Consider the following 17,135-nt stretch of genomic DNA (forward strand, 5'->3'; position numbering starts at 1 on the left):
CGACCATGCGTCGGACTCCTCGCGGGTCCATGCAGATGCGGTATCGGGTGAACCGTCGGCATCATGGTCGACCGGTTCGCCCGCAGGTGATGTTTCATGTGAGTTCGTCATACAACTCCCATGATCCACGAAAAGCCCAGCGTGTGCACGCGGGTTTCGCTCGGAGCCGGCGCGACGGTCAGGACTGCCCGGCGAACCAACGGTCGTCGACCTCTCCCCGGGCGAGCAGTACCGACGGTCCGCGCAGGGTTGCACCGACGTGGTCGATGGACACTCGGACCCGACCGCCGAGCACACCGACACTCACGTCTCCGGTCTCGAGCCCCTCGTAACTGAGCGCGGCAGCGGCGGCAGCGACGGTTCCGGTGCCACACGAGCGTGTCTCTCCGACGCCGCGTTCGAAGACGCGCATCTCGACTGCACCGTCGTCGAGCCGGGTCAGAATCTCGACGTTCGCACCGTGGGGAAAGAACTCGGAATCGAGAGTCGGCGGAGCGGTGAAGTCCAGCGCCCGCAACGCGGTGCGGTTCAGCGCGGGATCGACGCAGGCCAGATGCGGGTTGCCGACATCGACGCCGATCCCCTCGTACGGTGCACCGGCCAGGGTCGTCGAGCTCGAACCCAGCAGGGTGACATCGCCCATGGCCACGGTCACATCGGCATCGGTTTCGTCGTACGAATGCACCGTCACCGCACGTGCGCCTGCGCGAGAGCCGACCACGAATTGATCGCGCTGCTCGAGATCGTGGACTCGCAGGTAGTGCGCGAAGACTCGGACCCCGTTTCCGCACATCTCGGCGATGGTGCCGTCACCGTTGCGGTAGTCCATGAACCAGTCGTCGGCCTCGACACCGGCCGGGATTCGATCGAGTACACCCGCGTCCCGCAGCACCCCGGCGCGCGCGACACGCAGTATCCCGTCGGCGCCGATCCCCTGCCGTCGATCACACAGCACCGCGACCGCCGACCTGGTGAGTTCGAGCTCGGCACCGGGATCCGGCAGCACGACGAAATCGTTCTGCGTTCCGTGGCCCTTGGCGAATTCCATGTCGCCGAGTCTACGGGGACCGACCTAGCCGAGTTCGATCGCGGACAGCGCATCCGACCGCAGGGTGTGCGATGCGCCGTCGAGCCACCGCACTCGTTCGTCGCGGCGGAACCACGACCGCTGGCGGCGCACGTAGCGCCTGGTGCCGATGAACGTCCGCTCCCGCGCATGGTCGACGTCGTACTCCCCGGCCAGCACATCGAGCGCCTGGGAGTATCCGATCGCCCGTGAGGCCGTCACCCCGTCGCGCAGGCCGAGCTCCAGCAACCCTTCGACCTCGTCGAGCAACCCGGAATCGAACATGCGCCGAGTACGCAGATCGATCCTCTCGTCCAACTCTGCGGTGTCGCGGTCGACGCCGAGTACCACCGTGCCCCAGCGCGGTTCACCGATGACGGGGGCCGAGGCCGCGAAAGGCCGACCGGTCAATTCGACCACTTCCAAGGCCCGCACCATTCGCCGTCCGTCCGTGGGCAGGATCGACGCGGCAGCGTCCGGATCGACCTCCGTCAGAGCGCGGTGGATCGCGTCGACTCCGTCGCGTTCGAGCACCGCCTCCCACTTGGCCCGGACGACCGGGTCCGTGGCAGGAAAGGCCCATTCGTCGAGCAGTGATTGGACGTACATCATCGAGCCGCCCACGATGATCGGCCGACGGCCACGGGATCGAATGTTCTCGACGTCGGCGACGGCAGCCGATTGGTAACGCGCCACCGTCGCGATATCGGTGACCTCGAGCACATCGAGCTGATGGTGCACGATGCCGCGGCGCTCCGGCACGGTCACTTTCGCGGTACCGATGTCCATCCCCCGGTATTGCTGCATCGCGTCGATGTTGACGATCTCCCCGCCCAGCTCCTCGGCCAGGTCCAGCGCCAGGTCCGATTTGCCCGCAGCGGTCGGTCCGATCACCGCCACCGGTGTCGTGGCCGAATCCTCGGCGGTCGCCCCGGTTTCGTCAGCCACGGGACCAGACTCCGACGAAGTATCCGACACCGAACGGTGCGCCCCGATACAGCTCGGTCGTCGAGACGGCGTCGGTTCCCACGAGTGCGGCGAGCATCTGCACGGCCGGTCGGCCCCGCACGCCGATCGCTGCGCAGAGGCCCTCGTCGAGCTCTGCGAGGGCGTCGACGTCGGCGGTGGCGAGAGCATCGTCGATGTGACGCTGCACGTCCGCGGCACGCGAATCGAACGACCCCGGTGCCTTCGGGGTGAGGGTGTTCGCGCCGTCTGCCAGCACCAACACTCCCCACCTGTCGTCGGACGCGTCGAGTTCGCGGCGCAGTTCCATCCCGGTGTGCGAGCACCACCGTGCGCTCGCGTCCGCGGGTACCGTGCGGACCTCGATTGCCCTGTCGGCCGCCGCCGCCCCGCGCAGCCAGCCGGCGAGGAGAACCGCCAGCGGCAACTCGGGGTCCGGCCCGGACCGTGCCGGCGAACCGGACAGCCGCACCTCCACATCGACGCCGTACCCACGCATGGTGCCGACCGTCGTCTCGTCGTACCGCCCCTCGCCGTCGTCGACGCCGACCGCGAGCCACCGGTCGGCCACCGCGGACAGCTGCTCGACAGCAGACACAGCAGCGGCTCGAAGCTCGGTTGCCTCGGCTGCTGCCCGGCCCATCAGTTCGGGGACCAGTAACGGCGGAGAGGGCACCAGGGCCGCGGCACAGAACACACGTATCACGCTAGTCGGTGACGCGACTTGGCCGGACGAGTCCACCTCGAACCGTCTGAGCTGTTTCAATGGTCCGATCGGTCGTCACCGAGTTCAATGGTGTCCAGATCGCGATCGTAGGCAGCCGTGACGCGCGGCAGAGATGAGGAACAATGACCGACCCGAACGCCGGTACCCCCACCACCCCCGACGCCCCGTCGTCGGTTGCACCCGCCGATCACTCCGGCGGTGACGCGACCATTACACCTTCGACCGGAGGACCCAAGCCAGGTGGCGGCCCCAAGCCCGGCGGCGGACCGAAGCCCGGCGGACCGAGTTCTGCTTCTCCTCGTCCCGGCGCACCCCGCCCCGGTGGCTCCTCGGCAGCCAAGCCACACCCGACGGCCGCGCATGTGCCCACCGTGGTCGCGCCGGCGAGCGATCCGAGCAAGTACGGCCGGGTCGACGACGACGGCACCGCGTGGGTGAGCACCTCGGACGGCGAGCGTCAGGTCGGCTCCTGGCAAGCGGGCGACGCAGCGGAAGGCCTCGCGCATTTCGGGCGGCGCTACGACGATCTGGCCACCGAGGTCGGACTGCTCGAAGCCCGGCTGACGTCGGGTACCGGTGATGCCAAGAAAACCAAGGCTGCGGCCTCGGCGCTGCTGGAGAGCCTGCCGACGGCTGCGGTGATCGGCGACCTCGATCTGCTGGCTCGCCGACTCCACGCCGTCGTCGAGCACTCCGACGCAGCAGCGGCGGTCGCCAAGCAGGAGAAAGAGCTCGAACGCGCCGAGCACACTGCCCGCAAGGAAGCCCTCGCCGCCGAGGCCGAGCAGATCGGCAGTGAATCGACGCAGTGGAAGCATGCCGGGGATCGGCTGCGCGAAATTCTGGACGAATGGAAGACGATCCGCGGGGTGGATCGAAAGATCGACGATGCGCTGTGGAAGCGGTACTCGAAGGCCAGGGAGAACTTCAACCGGCGTCGTGGAGCGCATTTCGCCGATCTCGATCGCGAGCGAGGAGCAGCCAAGACCCGCAAGGAAGAGCTGGTCGAGCGCGCAAAAGCGTTGTCCTCGTCCACCGATTGGGGTCCCACTGCAGCCGCATTCCGAGACCTGTTGGTGGAGTGGAAAGCGTCGGGCCGAGCTCCGCGGGACGCCGACGACGCATTGTGGAAGAACTTCAAGGCCGCCCAGGACGTGTTCTTCGCGGCACGCAACGCCGCGGCGTCGGAGCGGGACGCGGAATTCGAGGCCAACGCCGAGGCCAAGGAAGCGTTGTTGGCGAAGACACATATCGATCCGAGCAAGGACCTGGACGCTGCTCGTGCGGCGCTGCGTGATCTGCAGGACAAGTGGGACGCCATCGGCAAGGTTCCGCGCGAGAAGATGCAGGAACTCGAAGGCAAGCTCCGGGCGATCGAGAAGTCCGTCCACGACGCCGTGGAGTCTCAGTGGCGTCGGTCCGACCCCGAGGCGGTTGCCCGCGCGGCCCAGTTCCGTGAGCGAGTGGCCCAGTTCGAGGATCAAGCGGCCAAGGCGACGGCGGCAGGCAAGACCCAGGACGCCGAGCGGGCGCGTGCGCAGGCCCAGCAGTGGCGTGAATGGGCCGATGCCGCGGAAAGTGCCGTCGACGAGTTGTGACCTGTAGTGCGGCCGGCCACACGAACTCAGGGGTTCGAGTGGCCGTCCCACAGGCGTAGCTTCTGCTCGCCCGACGCTGCCGCGATACGGCGCTGTTCCTGAGCGGCGAGCTGAGAGTTGGTCTTGTTCCATACGGCTTTGAGCCAATGGAACGTCAGCACCATCACCGCGATCCACGCAATGACGAGACCGATGCCCGGTCCGCCGCCCTGCAGGTTGTCCGGCACGGTCTGCCGCGTCCAGATCGAGAGCATCCCGTACACAGACGACACCGCACACCCGGCGAGGGCGGCCCAGGCCAGCGCCCAGACGCGGGTGACCAGCGCCAGCACCGACATCACCACACCGAACGTCAGCACCAGCACGACGAAAACGCGCGACGGCAGGGCAATCGATTCCGCGGCTGCTGCGTCGCTGCCCGTCAGCACGTCGAAGCCGGTGGCCGATCCGGTGTGCGGCAACGCGAACGTGACCAACAGGACCAGCACAAGACCGGCCACTACCATGGCTCGCGCTCCCGGATCCAGCTCGGTCATCACCGCTCGCTCGGTTCGTCCGAGTTCCTCGGCGGTTCGCGAGGGTACGACGCGATCGGGTCCATCTGTGTCTGTCATACGGTGCATCCTGTCTGAACCGGAAGCGGTGCCGGGGCACCGATCGAGGGAAGTCCGAGACCGACCCCGATCGGGGCCGTCTTCGGCATGATGCCGCGTTCGTGGGCGTCGCCTGCCGCGGTCCGTCGGTGCGTCAGCACTCCGGCGTCGGCGATCAGGTGGTAGGGGGCCGCGGCGGTCAGGGTCGTCGTGACGACGTCGCCCGGGCGAATGTCGCCCGCCCGCTCGGCGTCGACGGCGAAGTGCACCAGTCGGCCGTCCCTGGCGCGTCCGCTCATCCGATGAGTTGCGTTGTTCTTGCGCCCCTCACCGGTAGCGACGAGCAATTCGACCTCGGTGCCGATCAGGGCCTGATTCGCAGCCAGGACGATCTCCTCCTGCAACGCGATCAACCGCAGATACCGCTCCTGTACAACCTCTTTCGGTACCTGATCGGGCATATCGGCCGCCGGGGTGCCCGGCCGCATGGAGTACTGAAAGGTGTACGCGTTGGCGAACTTCGCACGCCGCACCACCTCGAGCGTCTGCTCGAAATCTTCTTCGGTCTCGCCGGGGAAACCGACGATGATGTCGGTGGTGATGGCCGCGTGCGGCATGGCCGCGCGAACCTTGTCGATGATGCCCATGAACTTCGTCTGTCGATAGGACCTGCGCATCGCCTTGAGGATTCGGTCCGAGCCGGACTGCAGCGGCATGTGCAGCGTGGGACAGATGTTCGGGGTCGATGCCATCGCCTCGATGACGTCGTCGGTGAACTCGGCCGGATGCGGAGACGTGAACCGCACTCGCTCGAGTCCTTCGATGGATCCGCACGCGGTCAGCAGCGCGGCGAACGCCCCGCGGTCGCGAGGCAGATCGGGGTCGGCGAACGAGGCACCGTAGGCGTTGACGTTCTGCCCCAGCAGCGTCACCTCGAGCACGCCCTGGTCCACCAAAGCCTGTACCTCGGCGAGGATGTCGCCCGGCCTGCGGTCGATCTCCTTGCCGCGCAGCGCCGGAACGATGCAGAACGTGCAGGTGTTGTTGCAGCCCACCGAAATCGATACCCAGCCGGCGTACGCGGACTCCCGCTTGGCCGGCAGGGTGGACGGGAAGGCGTCGAGAGACTCGAGTATCTCGACCTGAGCCTGCTCGTTGTGCCGGGCGCGCTCGAGCAGTACCGGCAGCGACCCGATGTTGTGCGTACCGAAGACCACGTCCACCCACGGAGCCCTGTCCACGACGGTGTTGCGGTCCTTCTGCGCCAGGCAACCGCCGACGGCAATCTGCATGTTGGGGTTTCGCGTCTTCGCGGGCCGGAGCATGCCGAGGTTTCCGTACAGCTTGTTGTCCGCGTTCTCACGTACAGCGCACGTGTTGAACACGACGAGATCTGCGTCGGTACCGGCGTCGGCGGGCACGTAACCGGCCTCTTCGAGCAGCCCGGACAGGCGTTCGGAATCATGAACGTTCATCTGGCAGCCGTGTGTGCGCACCTCGTAGCTGCGGGCACCTGCCGCCGATGGGGCACTGGCCGTCTCGGGGTCGACGCTCCCGCGATCGGTCACGTCCACGGTCGAAAAAACACTCGTTTGCACCTCTTCAGGGTACGTCCATCGCACGGGCGGACACGCCGGGGTCACGGGGCCCTCCGCGGACTGTGCAGGCGCTATGCGTGCCGACAGTAAAGTTTCCATTACATAATCGAAGACTGCGGGCGAAAACGCCGGTCGGCGAGGAAACTACGCATAGGGTTTCCACCTATGACGCACGCCACCGACGCCCCGGCAGCGACACCACCGCCGGGCGCCCCTTCGATGATCTCGCTCAAATCCGTCGACAAGCACTTCGGTGATCTGCACGTACTCAAGGACATCAATCTCGAAGTGCCGGCCGGCCAGGTCGTCATCGTCGTGGGTCCGTCCGGATCCGGCAAGTCGACGCTGTGCCGGACGATCAACCGGTTGGAGCCGATCGATTCCGGTGCCATCGAGGTCGACGGGGATCTACTCCCCGCCGAGGGCAAGGCCCTCGCTGCACTGCGTGCGGATGTCGGCATGGTGTTCCAGTCGTTCAACCTCTTCGCACACAAGACCATTCTGCAGAACGTCATGCTGGCACCGATGAAGGTGAGAAAGCTCAAGAAGGACGAGGCCGAGAAGAGCGCACTGGCTCTGCTCGAACGCGTCGGCATCGCCAACCAGGCAGACAAGTACCCGGCTCAGCTGTCGGGTGGTCAGCAACAGCGCGTGGCCATCGCCCGCTCACTCGCCATGAACCCCAAAGTGATGCTCTTCGACGAGCCCACCTCGGCCCTGGATCCGGAGATGGTCAACGAGGTACTCGACGTCATGACCTCGCTGGCCAAGGAGGGCATGACAATGCTCGTCGTCACCCACGAGATGGGCTTCGCCCGCAAGGCAGGCGACCGAGTCATCTTCATGGCCGACGGTGCCGTCGTCGAGGACACCGATCCCGAAACCTTCTTCAAGTCCCCGAAGTCCGAACGCGCCAAGGACTTCCTCGGCAAGATCCTCGGTCACTGATCAGATTCACCGCTCGTCCCCGTACGTACGACCTATCCGAAGGACATTCACTGTGAGAATCACCCGACCGCTTCGCCTCGGTGTCGCCATCGCCGCTCTGTCCATCGTCGCCACCGCCTGCGGCGGCGGCGAAGAAGCGCGCACCATCTCGAGCAGCGCCGAGAACGGCAGCCTCATCGTCGGCATCAAGTTCGATCAGCCGGGCCTCGGCCTCCGCAATCCGGACGGCTCGTTCAGCGGCTTCGACGTCGAGGTGGCCAAGTACGTCGCAGGCAAGCTCGGTGTCGACGAGGCGAACATCGAATTCAAGGAATCCCCGTCCGCGCAGCGCGAGACGCTGATCCAGAACGGTGAGGTCGACTACATCGTCGCCACCTACTCCATCACCGACACCCGCAAGGAGAAGGTCGGCTTCGCCGGACCGTACTTCGTGGCAGGTCAGTCGCTCCTGGTGAAGCAGGACAACACCGACATCACCGGTCCCGATTCACTCGAGGGCAAGAAGCTGTGCTCGGTCACCGGTTCCACTCCGGCACAGAACATCGCCGACGAGTACCCGGGAGTCCAGCTTCAGCCGTTCGACACCTACTCCGCCTGCGTCGAAGCACTGCGCAACGGCACCGTGGACGCCGTCACCACCGACGACATCATCCTTGCCGGTTACGCCGCTCAGTCCCCCGGTCAGTTCAAGGTGGTCGGTGAGCCCTTCACCACGGAGAACTACGGCATCGGCCTGAACAAGGACGACACCGACGGACGCAACAAGATCAACGACGCCATCGAAGAGATGGTGACCAGCGGTGCCTGGGAGCAGGCGTTCAACGACACCGTCGGCGCGTCGGGCTACCCGCTGCCGAGCCCGCCCACCGTCGACCGCTACTGATCGACTGCTACTGATCGACCACGCCGTCGTGTCCCGCTCGTCGCGGGCGGGACACGACGGCTCGATCTCGCCGAGCCGTGAGGATCAACAAGCACCGTGAACCTATTGAGCAAGTACGGCGATCAACTGATCGACGCGTTCCTCTCGACCATCTACCTGACGTTGGCATCCCTCGTCGGTGCGTTGGTCATCGGAACGATCATCGCCGCGATGCGCGTATCACCCATTCCGATTGCGCGCGGAATTGCGGCGACGTACGTCACCATCTTTCGTAACACCCCCTTGACCCTGATCATTCTGTTCACCTCGTTCGGGCTGTATCAGACAATGGGCGTTTCTTTGGCGTCGGAGTCCTCACCGACGTCACTCGACGACAACAACTTTCGATTGGCAATCCTCGGGCTGAGCATCTACACCGCGTCGTTCGTGGCCGAGTCACTGCGATCGGGCATCAACACCGTCCCGGTGGGGCAGGCCGAAGCGGGCCGCTCGCTGGGAATGACGTTCACCCAGAACATCTCGATCGTCGTTCTTCCTCAGGCGTTCCGCGCGGTGGTCGGCCCGCTGGGAAGCGTCGTGATCGCGTTGACGAAGAACACGACCATCGCATCGGTCATCGGCGTCGCCGAGGCGTCGTTCCTGATGAAGAACATGATCGAGAACGAGGCCGCGATCTTCGTCGTCGGCGGAATCTTCGCGCTCGGCTTCATGATCTTGACGCTCCCGACCGGGTTGCTGTTCGGCTACATCAGCAAGCGATTGGCGGTGTCATGATGAGTGATGCAGTAGCAGTTCTGTACGACGTTCCCGGACCCAAAGCGGTACTGCGATACCGCATTCTGACTGTCGTCGTAGCGGTGATCTCGCTCGGAATCGCATTTCTGATCTACCGCGCCCTCGACTCGAAGGGGCAGCTCACTGCCGAGAAGTGGGACCCGTTCCTCGAATCGACAACGTGGACCACGTACCTGTTGCCCGGTATTCAGGGAACTCTGGTCGCGGCGGCATTGTCGATCGTGTTCGCCCTGATTCTCGGTGCCGTCCTCGGCATCGGCCGCCTCTCGGATCACCGCGCTGTACGGATCGTCAGCGGTGCGATCGTCGAATTGTTCCGTGCAGTTCCCGTGCTGATCCTGATGATCTTCCTGTACGCGGTGTACGCCGATTACGAGGTCTTCAAGGTCAAGTACCTGGCGTTGGCCGCGGTGGTCACCGGCCTCACTCTGTACAACGGATCGGTGATCGCCGAGATCGTACGTGCCGGAGTCAATTCACTGCCGAAGGGTCAGCGCGAAGCCGCCTCGGCGCTGGGCATGCGCAAGAGCCAGGTCATGACCCTGGTACTGCTCCCCCAGGCCGTGACCGCGATGCTGCCCGCCATCATCTCGCAGATGGTGGTGGCACTGAAGGACTCGGCGCTGGGATACATCATCGGGTACGTCGAAGTCGTCCGTTCCGGTCAGCAGGTCGGCGCGTTCTACAGCAACTACCTCCCGTCGCTGATCATCGTCGCCGTCATCATGATCATCATCAACTCGGCGTTGACGAAACTGGCGACCGTGGTCGAGCGGCGTCTGCGATCGCGAAAGCGTAAGGGCGGCACCGCCGCTGTCGTGCCTGCGCTCGACGGCGGTCAAGCGGCCTGAGCTCCGCACCGTTCGGCTGCACAGCAGTATGGCCCGCAACACCGATGGTGTTGCGGGCCATACTGTTTCTCGACTACCTGGACTCGATGTGGACGATCACATCGAATCTGGGCCGTCGAAGTCTTCGGTGTCGGCTCCCACGCGATCGAGTTGTTCCTTGACCACGGCGAATGCCATTCCCTGCGAGTAGCCGCGGCGGGCCAGCATCCCGACCAACTTGCGCACCACTTTGTCGCGTTCGGCTCGTGCGTCGGGCCCGTTCGGATCCGGCAGATGCAGCGTTCGGAATCGTTTGCGCACCAACTCCGCAGCACGCTGACGCTCGTCTTCGGCATCGATCAGATCCAGGGCGTTCACGGCCAATTCGTTGCTGACGCCTTTGTTCCGCAGCTCCATGCTCAGAGCGCGTTTGCCCTTGCCGGAGTACTTGTGCCGAGATTGAACCCACTGCTCCGCAAACGACTCGTCGTCGACGAGTTTCGCCTTCTCGAGTCGGTCGAGCACTGCCGTGGAGACCTCGTCGGTGAAACCCTTCTTGGCCAAGCTGGCTTCGAGTTCGTGTCTGCTGCGGGCCCGGTCGGTCAGCAGCCGAAGGCAGACGTCTTTCGCCTGCGCTTCGGTGCCGCCGCCGTTGTCTCGCTGCTGCACAGCGAACCCAGGTTAGAAGTCGACCGGAGCAGCTGCGGGCTCCTCTGCGGTGACGTCCGCACCGATCTGCAGCTTCTCCATGATCTTCTTCTCGATTTCGTCACGCACATCGGGATTCTCGAGCATGAACTTACGGGCGTTCTCCTTGCCCTGTCCGAGCTGATCGCCTTCGTAGGTGAACCACGAGCCCGACTTGCGGATGAACCCGTGCTCGACACCCATGTCGATCAACGAGCCTTCACGGCTGATGCCCTTGCCATAGATGATGTCGAATTCGGCCTGCTTGAAAGGCGGCGCGACCTTGTTCTTGACGACCTTGACACGGGTGCGGTTGCCGATGGCCTCGGTTCCGTCCTTCAGCGTCTCGATCCGACGGATGTCCAGACGTACCGAGGCATAGAACTTCAATGCCTTACCACCGGTGGTGGTTTCGGGGGAACCGAACATGACGCCGATCTTTTCGCGCAACTGGTTGATGAAGATCACGGTGGTACCGGAGTTGCTCATGGCACCGGTGATCTTGCGCAGCGCCTGGCTCATCAGACGGGCCTGCAGACCCACGTGACTGTCACCCATCTCGCCTTCGATCTCGGCGCGCGGTACCAGTGCGGCCACCGAGTCGACGACGAGGATGTCGAGGGCACCGGAGCGAATCAACATGTCGGCGATTTCCAGGGCCTGCTCACCGGTGTCGGGCTGCGAGACCAACAGTGCGTCGGTGTCGACACCGAGCTTCTTCGCGTAGTCGGGATCGAGCGCGTGCTCGGCATCGATGAACGCGGCGATTCCGCCGGCACGCTGAGCGCTGGCCACCGCGTGCAAGGCGACGGTGGTCTTACCCGAGGACTCAGGACCGTAGACCTCGATGACTCGGCCGCGGGGCAGACCTCCGATGCCGAGTGCCACGTCGAGCGCGATCGATCCCGTGGGGATGACGGCGATGGGCTGACGGACCTCGTCGCCGAGGCGCATCACCGAGCCCTTACCGAAATTCTTGTCGATCTGCGCAAGTGCGAGATCGAGCGCTTTGTCGCGGTCGTATGCAGCCATCGTGAGCTCCCTGTGTCGTTTCGTTCAGCTGTGTCTGTCGATCAGCTTGTTGGCGGTAACGCTAGAACGGGGTACCGACAAGAAGTTCTTCGAGACCGGCCAGCAACCGTTGACATCAGCATAGGCGAACACGTGTTCGAGTCAACTACCACAGCTTTCGACACGCCGAGCGACTCGAGCCGATGCGGTGGAGCTACCAACGTTCCTTGGGCACATCGAACTCGTAACAGATCGACCGCCATACTTCCCGCGGGTCGACACCGTCTTCGATGGCCTGCGCGCCCGTCCGTCCGATACCGGACAGCACATGATCGGCGAGCAGGGAATTGCCTCGAACGGAGCCGAACTCCTCGGTGAGCAGTTCACGAAATTCGGTCAGACGCACATCGATCAGCCTAACGCCCGCCCTCGGCGTCACTACCGGCGAGCACCTCGCGGCAGACCGAGACAGGATCCTCGACGTGATGCGCGCCTGCAGCCGCCGAGGTCGCTGCCGCCGCATGACGAGGGTCGGACAGCACGGCGGACACGGCGTCGGCAATTGCACCCGCGGTGGCGGGACGCACCAGTACGGCACTCCCCTGCCGAGCGGCCCGGTTCGCCAGCTCCCATTGATCGCCGCCGCCCGGCACGGTGACCACTGGAACTCCGTGGATGAGCGCCTTGGCCAACATGCCGTGACCACCTCCGCACACCACGACATCGGCGCGGCGCAGCAATTCGTCCTGGCGACCGAGTCCGGCATTCGCCCATTCCGGCACGTTGTCGGGCCCCCCGTCGAGCACCGAGGCCACTACCCGGACGCCTGTGCCGTCCAATCCCTTCAGAGCCATCTCCAACATTCCCTCGGCCCCGGTGAACGCCGTCGACGGGGCCACCATCACCAGCGGCGTATCGCCGGCGGGGACGTCGAGCAATTCGTCGGTGGGCTCCCACAGCAGTGGGCCCACCACATGGGCATCCCTCGGCCAGTCGGGCCGCGGCACCTCGAGTGCGGGAATGGTGGCGATGAGCCGAGCAGCCGGCCCGGGATCGCGTGCGGGTAGTCCGATGCTCACTCGGGCGTCGGCGCGCTGTTGCTGCCCGCGGGCGATAGAGCGCGCCGTCAACGCGCGCATCACCGTATCGCGAAGACGACCCCGAACACCGCGTCCGGGCGCGAGCCCACTTCCGATGGGCGGCAACCCCTTCGATGGCGAATAGAGCGGGTGGGGCGAAAGCTCGACCCAGGGAATTCCCAATCGCTCGGCAGCCATTCCGCCTCCGGCAGTGAGAATATCGGAGACCACCAGATCGACGTTCTCGCGCTCGAGGTCCGGCAACAGTTCTGTCGCGACAAAAGCTGCCCGCGAATGAATGCGCTGCCCGGCATCGAGATCGTCGTCCTCCGGTCGCGGTAGCAGGCCACCCAGTGGGAGCGTGCGAATACCGGCCGCTCTGGCGTCGCCGACCCACCGGCTTCCGGTGAACAGGACCGGATCGTCACCCGCCCGCTCGAACAACAGCGACAAGGCGATAGCGGGAAACGCATGTCCTGGGTCCGGGCCGGCCACCACTGCTATTCGCACGCGCTCAGCGTGCCACATCGCCGCGCTGGACGATCACCGATCGTGCCGGGCAGCGGCACCGACGGTCAGGCTTTGTCGGGACGAAGGTAGGCGTCGACGGCGTCCGCCATCTGGCGTACCACCTCGCCACCCGGAACCCGTTCGGACACCATCTCGGCGGACTGGACGGCGGACTGGACCATGAGCAGGACGAGCGTCGCCAGGGTATTCGGATCCCCGTCGCGGATCGACGAATCACGTTGTCCCGCTTCGACAAGACGCGCCACCGCATCGATGATCAACGATTGGCTGGTACCGAGGCGATGCAGAATGTAGGTCGCGAGCACGTCCGAGTCCGACCGCAGAATCTTGACGAACAGCGGATGCTGCCTTATTCGATCTCCCGCCTGAACCACAGCAACGACGATCTGCTCGCGTCCGGACGCGGTGGCGTCGAAGTCGGGAATCAGGGCAGCGATCTCACGGGTGAGCAGGCTCGACACCACTGCTCGGGTATCGGCCCACCGCCGATACACCGTGGGCCTGCTGACTTTGGCGCGTCGTGCGATCTCGGCGAGGGTCGTGCGCTTGACTCCTCGTTCGAGGATGCACGAGCGTGCGGCGTCGAGAACGGTGTCCTCCACCGACTTCTCGGGTGCTGCCTCCAGGGAGGGCTCGACCGAGGCGGGAGTCGACACCTGCTGCTCGATCACAGATCACCCTTCGCACAACGGTCGGAAGTAAAGTACTTCACTCGGAAACATTTCGCGTCGTTACTATACCTCACAGTAACAGCGACACCATGTTGCACAGTGACCGTCGGCCCGTCCGTCCGTATTCTTCGGTGCCATTGTCGGGTGCAGATCACGCCGCCGACCTGCGCAGGAAACCTCGACCCTGGCAAGCTGATCGAGTGACCGACGAATTCGAGCTTGCATGACGCGATCGGTGACCGTTCTGACCAATCCCACGGCCGGCGGTGGTCGAGCAGTCCACGCAGCACGGCGCGCCGTGACGCGTCTGCGCGAGCGTGAACTCGACGTCTCGACCGTCGAGGGCCGAACGGCGGGTGATGCGCTGGAGTTGTTGAAGCGAGCCGTCGGGTGCGGGACGGATGCCGTCGTTGCCGTGGGCGGCGACGGGGTCGTCAATCTCGCGTTACAGGTGATCGCGGGAACCGACACTCCGCTCGGACTGATTCCTGCGGGCACAGGCAACGATTTGGCCCGGACGCTCGGGGTCCCCCTCGACGATCCCACCCGCGCAGCGGATCTCGTGGTCGACGGAGTCGTGACGTCGATAGATCTCGGTAGGGTCGGGACGCGCTGGTTCGGTACGGTCCTGTCGAGCGGCTTCGATTCACTGGTCACCGAGCGCGCCGGCCGCCTGCAGTGGCTTGCCGGCCCGCTGCGGTACAACGCGGCCATGATATTGCAGTTGGCTGCTCTCCGAACACTCTCGTACACAATAGAATTGGATGACGCCGAGCTGCACCTGGATGCCGTTCTCGTCGCCGTCGGAAATGGCAGCAGCTACGGCGGCGGCATGGCCATCTGCCCGACCGCACGAGTGGACGACGGGCTGTTCGCCATCACTGTCGTCCGGGATGTGAGTCGAACGCGATTGCTTGCGCTGTCGCCGACGTTGTATCGGGGTGCCCACGTCGACCTTCCGGAGGTCGAGGTCTACAGCGCCCGGAACGTGACAGTGCACTGCGACGACATGGTGGCGTACGCAGACGGCGAACGCATCGCAGAATTACCCGTCACGATCGAATGCGTGCCGCGTGCGTTGCGAGTGTTCGTCGGAGCGGATTCCCCACTGCGCACGTAACGCGGTCGGCAGTCAGTATTTCAGCGACGAACGGTCGTGACCGGAGGAGATGGCCTTGTACAGCCACACCAGCCCGAAGACGATGGCCCCGGCCACGACCAACCAGAACAAGCCCTTGATGATGCTGCCCAGCAAGGCAAGTGCGATCCAGACGAGAACGATGAATCCGAGAATTTTCCAGAACATGAACGGCTCCTACCGTGTGACGCGCACCGGGTCGTATCGCGTTATGTCGATACTGGCAGCCGATCACGGCGAACACATCGGGGTGAACCCTGATCTTCTCACCGGTGTCGTGACCGGATTTCGTCGAGTTCGGTGAGCGCGTCGGCCCACCCTTGCAGTCGATCGGTGGCAGACAACAATTCTCGGCGATGAGATTCCACCACGTTCTTCGACGTGGACCCGGCCGGTCCGGTCATCCGTGCTGCAGCGGCGACGAGATCCTCGTACTGATCCACTCCGGCAGCGAGATCGCTTGCCGCAGCCTCGATTCCGGGCCGCAGATGCGTGCGTGTCGACGAGCTTGCCGCTCCCGCACGTTCGAGGGCTGCAATATCGACGGCAACACCTTCCAAGCCCCTCACCGCATCCGAGGCAACGCCGATCATCTCTTCGACGTCCTCGGGGGCGATGGTGCCCGATCGCGCCAGAATTCCGAGCAGCTCGAACAGACTCTGCTCTGCGCCCGCCAATCGTGACATCGGCTCGAAGGCGGCAGATCCACGCTGCGGTAACGAACGCCTGCCGGGCAGTCCCACCGGAACCGGTTGACCTCGCAGTCGCCGCAAACGACCGAAGGCGTACACAGCAGGAACGGCCAAGAGCGCGGCAGAACCACCACCGACGAACAGAGTCCATTCCGGAGCCGACAAGGCTGCGATCCCCGCAGTACTCACCGCAGTGGTCGTCGACGCGGCCCCGAACCTGATACTTCGCCGGCGAGCCCGTCGAATCTTCTTCAGGTGCTTGGCACGTGGGTCCTTACGACGGCCGGCGGCATCGAGCAGTGAGGTTCCTGCGGCCCGCGCTGTCTCGGCCAGAGACCGGACCACCGCTCCGGATTCGGCAACGGCGGCTGTCACAGTCTCCCTGTCCAACGAAACGGCCGGCCGCTTACGCGACCGGCCGGGTTCGTGATTCTTGTTGCTCATGTGTCCGAACTACTGTCTACTCGAACGAACTTCGCGTTCGGTCGATCACGCCTGTGCCGGCGGCTCGGGCGTTGCGTCCGGGGCCTTGGCGATCGACGGCTTGGCGGCGGAATTACCCGTGGGCAGGGAGTCACCGGCCATGGAGGCACGGATCTGCTCGAGCCGGCTGTGACCGGCCATCTGCACAGATGCCTGCTGAACCTCGAGCATCCGTCCGGACACGGAGTTCTGAGCGAGCTCGGCGGAACCGAGCGCGTCTGCGTAGCGACGCTCGATCTTGTCGCGCACCGCATCGAGACTCGGGGTGTTTCCCGGTGCCGACAACGTGCTGTCCATCGAGCGCAGCGATTCGCTGACCTTCTCCTGCATCTTCGCCTGCTCGAGCTGGCTGAGCAGTTTGGTGCGCTCGGCGACCTTCGACTGCAGGGCCATCGCGTTCTGCTCGACGGCTTTCTTGGCCTGTGTGGCAGCCTGCAGAGACTGGTCGTGCAGAACCTTGAGGTCCTCGACGCTCTGCTCGGCAGTCACGAGCTGAGCCGCGAACGCCTCGGCCGCGTTGGTGTACTGCGTGGCCTTCTCGACGTCACCCGCAGTAGCGGCCTGATCGGCCAGCGTCACGGCCTGACGCGCGTTGGCGTTGAGCTTCTCGACCTCGTCCAGCTGCCTGCTGAGCTTCATTTCGAGCTGACGCTGATTGCCGATGACGGACGCCGCCTGCTGAGACAGCGCCTGGTGCTGCCGCTGCGCGTCTTCGATCGCCTGCTGAATCTGAACCTTGGGGTCGGCCTTCTCGTCGATCTTGGAATTGAAGAGGGCCATCATGTATTTCCAGGCCTTGACGAAAGGATTAGCCATGGGGTGGTCCTGCCTCCATCTGT

At 64.8% G+C, this 17,135-nt stretch carries 19 protein-coding genes; 6 read left to right on the forward strand and 13 right to left on the reverse strand.

Going from position 1 to position 17,135, the window contains the following annotated elements; all coding sequences use genetic code 11:
- Positions 1-178 precede the first annotated feature (178 nt).
- Genes dapF through JLZ96_RS02080 form a run of 3 tightly spaced genes read right to left on the reverse strand, consistent with a single transcriptional unit; the run spans position 179 to position 2,729 of the window.
- On the reverse strand, positions 179-1,048 hold the full coding sequence (gene dapF / locus JLZ96_RS02070) for a diaminopimelate epimerase (protein WP_201009417.1): 870 nt from the start codon (positions 1,046-1,048) through the stop codon (positions 179-181).
- 24 nt (positions 1,049-1,072) lie between these two features.
- Complete coding sequence (gene miaA, locus JLZ96_RS02075) at positions 1,073-2,014, reverse strand: tRNA (adenosine(37)-N6)-dimethylallyltransferase MiaA (RefSeq protein ID WP_201009418.1); 942 nt, start codon at positions 2,012-2,014, stop codon at positions 1,073-1,075.
- A complete protein-coding gene (locus tag JLZ96_RS02080; RefSeq protein WP_201009419.1) occupies positions 2,007-2,729 on the reverse strand; it encodes a class III extradiol dioxygenase subunit B-like domain-containing protein in 723 nt (240 codons plus the stop codon). Before JLZ96_RS02080 ends, miaA begins: the two co-directional genes overlap by 8 nt.
- 152 nt (positions 2,730-2,881) lie before the next feature.
- Here JLZ96_RS02080 and JLZ96_RS02085 point away from each other — a divergent pair, with 152 nt between their 5' ends.
- Positions 2,882-4,357 carry a DUF349 domain-containing protein gene (locus tag JLZ96_RS02085; protein WP_236253810.1) on the forward strand — a complete coding sequence of 492 codons (1,476 nt, stop codon included), beginning with the start codon at positions 2,882-2,884 and terminating at the stop codon, positions 4,355-4,357.
- Between the two features lie 26 nt (positions 4,358-4,383).
- Here JLZ96_RS02085 and JLZ96_RS02090 read toward each other — a convergent pair whose 3' ends face one another.
- Together JLZ96_RS02090 and miaB are read right to left on the reverse strand one after the other, a co-directional pair.
- A complete protein-coding gene (locus JLZ96_RS02090; RefSeq protein WP_027496841.1) occupies positions 4,384-4,971 on the reverse strand; it encodes a hypothetical protein in 588 nt (195 codons plus the stop codon).
- Positions 4,968-6,518 (reverse strand): tRNA (N6-isopentenyl adenosine(37)-C2)-methylthiotransferase MiaB, encoded by a 1,551-nt coding sequence (gene miaB / locus JLZ96_RS02095; protein ID WP_201010633.1) that lies wholly within the window; start codon positions 6,516-6,518, stop codon positions 4,968-4,970. The genes JLZ96_RS02090 and miaB overlap by 4 nt, the downstream gene beginning before the upstream one ends.
- A gap of 249 nt (positions 6,519-6,767) precedes the next feature.
- Here miaB and JLZ96_RS02100 point away from each other — a divergent pair, with 249 nt between their 5' ends.
- From JLZ96_RS02100 to JLZ96_RS02115, 4 genes are all read left to right on the forward strand, one after another.
- Positions 6,768-7,496 carry an amino acid ABC transporter ATP-binding protein gene (locus tag JLZ96_RS02100; RefSeq protein WP_174557262.1) on the forward strand — a complete coding sequence of 243 codons (729 nt, stop codon included), beginning with the start codon at positions 6,768-6,770 and terminating at the stop codon, positions 7,494-7,496.
- Positions 7,497-7,548: 52 nt separating this feature from the next.
- A complete protein-coding gene (locus JLZ96_RS02105; RefSeq protein WP_027496838.1) occupies positions 7,549-8,379 on the forward strand; it encodes a glutamate ABC transporter substrate-binding protein in 831 nt (276 codons plus the stop codon).
- A gap of 96 nt (positions 8,380-8,475) precedes the next feature.
- Positions 8,476-9,153, forward strand: a complete 678-nt coding sequence (locus JLZ96_RS02110) for an amino acid ABC transporter permease (RefSeq protein ID WP_027496837.1) — start codon at positions 8,476-8,478, stop codon at positions 9,151-9,153.
- Positions 9,153-10,025 (forward strand): amino acid ABC transporter permease, encoded by an 873-nt coding sequence (locus JLZ96_RS02115; protein WP_027496836.1) that lies wholly within the window; start codon positions 9,153-9,155, stop codon positions 10,023-10,025. Before JLZ96_RS02110 ends, JLZ96_RS02115 begins: the two co-directional genes overlap by 1 nt.
- Positions 10,026-10,121: 96 nt before the next feature.
- On the opposite strand, the gene JLZ96_RS02120 is transcribed toward JLZ96_RS02115, so the two are convergent.
- The 5 genes from JLZ96_RS02120 to JLZ96_RS02140 all read right to left on the reverse strand — a co-directional run bounded on the left by JLZ96_RS02120 (position 10,122) and on the right by JLZ96_RS02140 (position 13,938).
- A complete protein-coding gene (locus JLZ96_RS02120; protein WP_027496835.1) occupies positions 10,122-10,673 on the reverse strand; it encodes a regulatory protein RecX in 552 nt (183 codons plus the stop codon).
- Positions 10,674-10,685: 12 nt separating this feature from the next.
- A complete protein-coding gene (recA, locus tag JLZ96_RS02125) occupies positions 10,686-11,723 on the reverse strand; it encodes a recombinase RecA (protein ID WP_027496834.1) in 1,038 nt (345 codons plus the stop codon).
- A gap of 193 nt (positions 11,724-11,916) precedes the next feature.
- Complete coding sequence (locus tag JLZ96_RS02130) at positions 11,917-12,108, reverse strand: DUF3046 domain-containing protein (protein WP_027496833.1); 192 nt, start codon at positions 12,106-12,108, stop codon at positions 11,917-11,919.
- A 10-nt stretch (positions 12,109-12,118) separates the two neighbouring features.
- Positions 12,119-13,291 (reverse strand): glycosyltransferase, encoded by a 1,173-nt coding sequence (locus JLZ96_RS02135; RefSeq protein ID WP_201009420.1) that lies wholly within the window; start codon positions 13,289-13,291, stop codon positions 12,119-12,121.
- A gap of 65 nt (positions 13,292-13,356) precedes the next feature.
- Complete coding sequence (locus tag JLZ96_RS02140; RefSeq protein WP_032372827.1) at positions 13,357-13,938, reverse strand: TetR/AcrR family transcriptional regulator; 582 nt, start codon at positions 13,936-13,938, stop codon at positions 13,357-13,359.
- Between the two features lie 268 nt (positions 13,939-14,206).
- On the opposite strand from JLZ96_RS02140, the gene JLZ96_RS02145 reads away from it, so the two are divergent.
- Positions 14,207-15,103 (forward strand): diacylglycerol kinase, encoded by an 897-nt coding sequence (locus tag JLZ96_RS02145; RefSeq protein ID WP_027496830.1) that lies wholly within the window; start codon positions 14,207-14,209, stop codon positions 15,101-15,103.
- Positions 15,104-15,115: 12 nt separating this feature from the next.
- Here the strand turns inward: JLZ96_RS02145 and JLZ96_RS02150 are convergent, their stop codons facing one another.
- From JLZ96_RS02150 to JLZ96_RS02160, 3 genes are all read right to left on the reverse strand, one after another.
- Positions 15,116-15,289, reverse strand: a complete 174-nt coding sequence (locus JLZ96_RS02150; RefSeq protein ID WP_027496829.1) for a hypothetical protein — start codon at positions 15,287-15,289, stop codon at positions 15,116-15,118.
- 98 nt (positions 15,290-15,387) lie between these two features.
- Positions 15,388-16,257, reverse strand: a complete 870-nt coding sequence (locus JLZ96_RS02155; RefSeq protein WP_236253812.1) for a hypothetical protein — start codon at positions 16,255-16,257, stop codon at positions 15,388-15,390.
- A gap of 45 nt (positions 16,258-16,302) precedes the next feature.
- The gene (locus tag JLZ96_RS02160) at positions 16,303-17,112 is read right to left on the reverse strand and encodes a PspA/IM30 family protein (protein WP_027496827.1); all 810 of its coding nucleotides are present in this window, start codon (positions 17,110-17,112) and stop codon (positions 16,303-16,305) included.
- Positions 17,113-17,135 lie beyond the last annotated feature (23 nt).

This window comes from Rhodococcus sp. NKCM2511 (assembly GCF_014905595.1).
In the GTDB taxonomy this organism is placed as follows: Bacteria; Actinomycetota; Actinomycetes; order Mycobacteriales; family Mycobacteriaceae; genus Rhodococcoides; species Rhodococcoides fascians.

Bases quoted from the DNA above. Each gene is read 5' to 3' on its own strand.
- dapF (WP_201009417.1), bottom strand. From the start codon at position 1,048: ATGGAATTCGCCAAGGGCCACGGAACGCAGAACGATTTCGTCGTGCTG.
- JLZ96_RS02085 (WP_236253810.1), top strand. From the start codon at position 2,882: ATGACCGACCCGAACGCCGGTACCCCCACCACCCCCGACGCCCCGTCG.
- JLZ96_RS02090 (WP_027496841.1), bottom strand. From the start codon at position 4,971: ATGACAGACACAGATGGACCCGATCGCGTCGTACCCTCGCGAACCGCC.
- JLZ96_RS02100 (WP_174557262.1), top strand. From the start codon at position 6,768: ATGATCTCGCTCAAATCCGTCGACAAGCACTTCGGTGATCTGCACGTA.
- JLZ96_RS02115 (WP_027496836.1), top strand. From the start codon at position 9,153: ATGAGTGATGCAGTAGCAGTTCTGTACGACGTTCCCGGACCCAAAGCG.
- recA (WP_027496834.1), bottom strand. From the start codon at position 11,723: ATGGCTGCATACGACCGCGACAAAGCGCTCGATCTCGCACTTGCGCAG.
- JLZ96_RS02145 (WP_027496830.1), top strand. From the start codon at position 14,207: ATGACGCGATCGGTGACCGTTCTGACCAATCCCACGGCCGGCGGTGGT.
- JLZ96_RS02150 (WP_027496829.1), bottom strand. From the start codon at position 15,289: ATGTTCTGGAAAATTCTCGGATTCATCGTTCTCGTCTGGATCGCACTT.
- JLZ96_RS02155 (WP_236253812.1), bottom strand. From the start codon at position 16,257: ATGAGCAACAAGAATCACGAACCCGGCCGGTCGCGTAAGCGGCCGGCC.
- JLZ96_RS02160 (WP_027496827.1), bottom strand. From the start codon at position 17,112: ATGGCTAATCCTTTCGTCAAGGCCTGGAAATACATGATGGCCCTCTTC.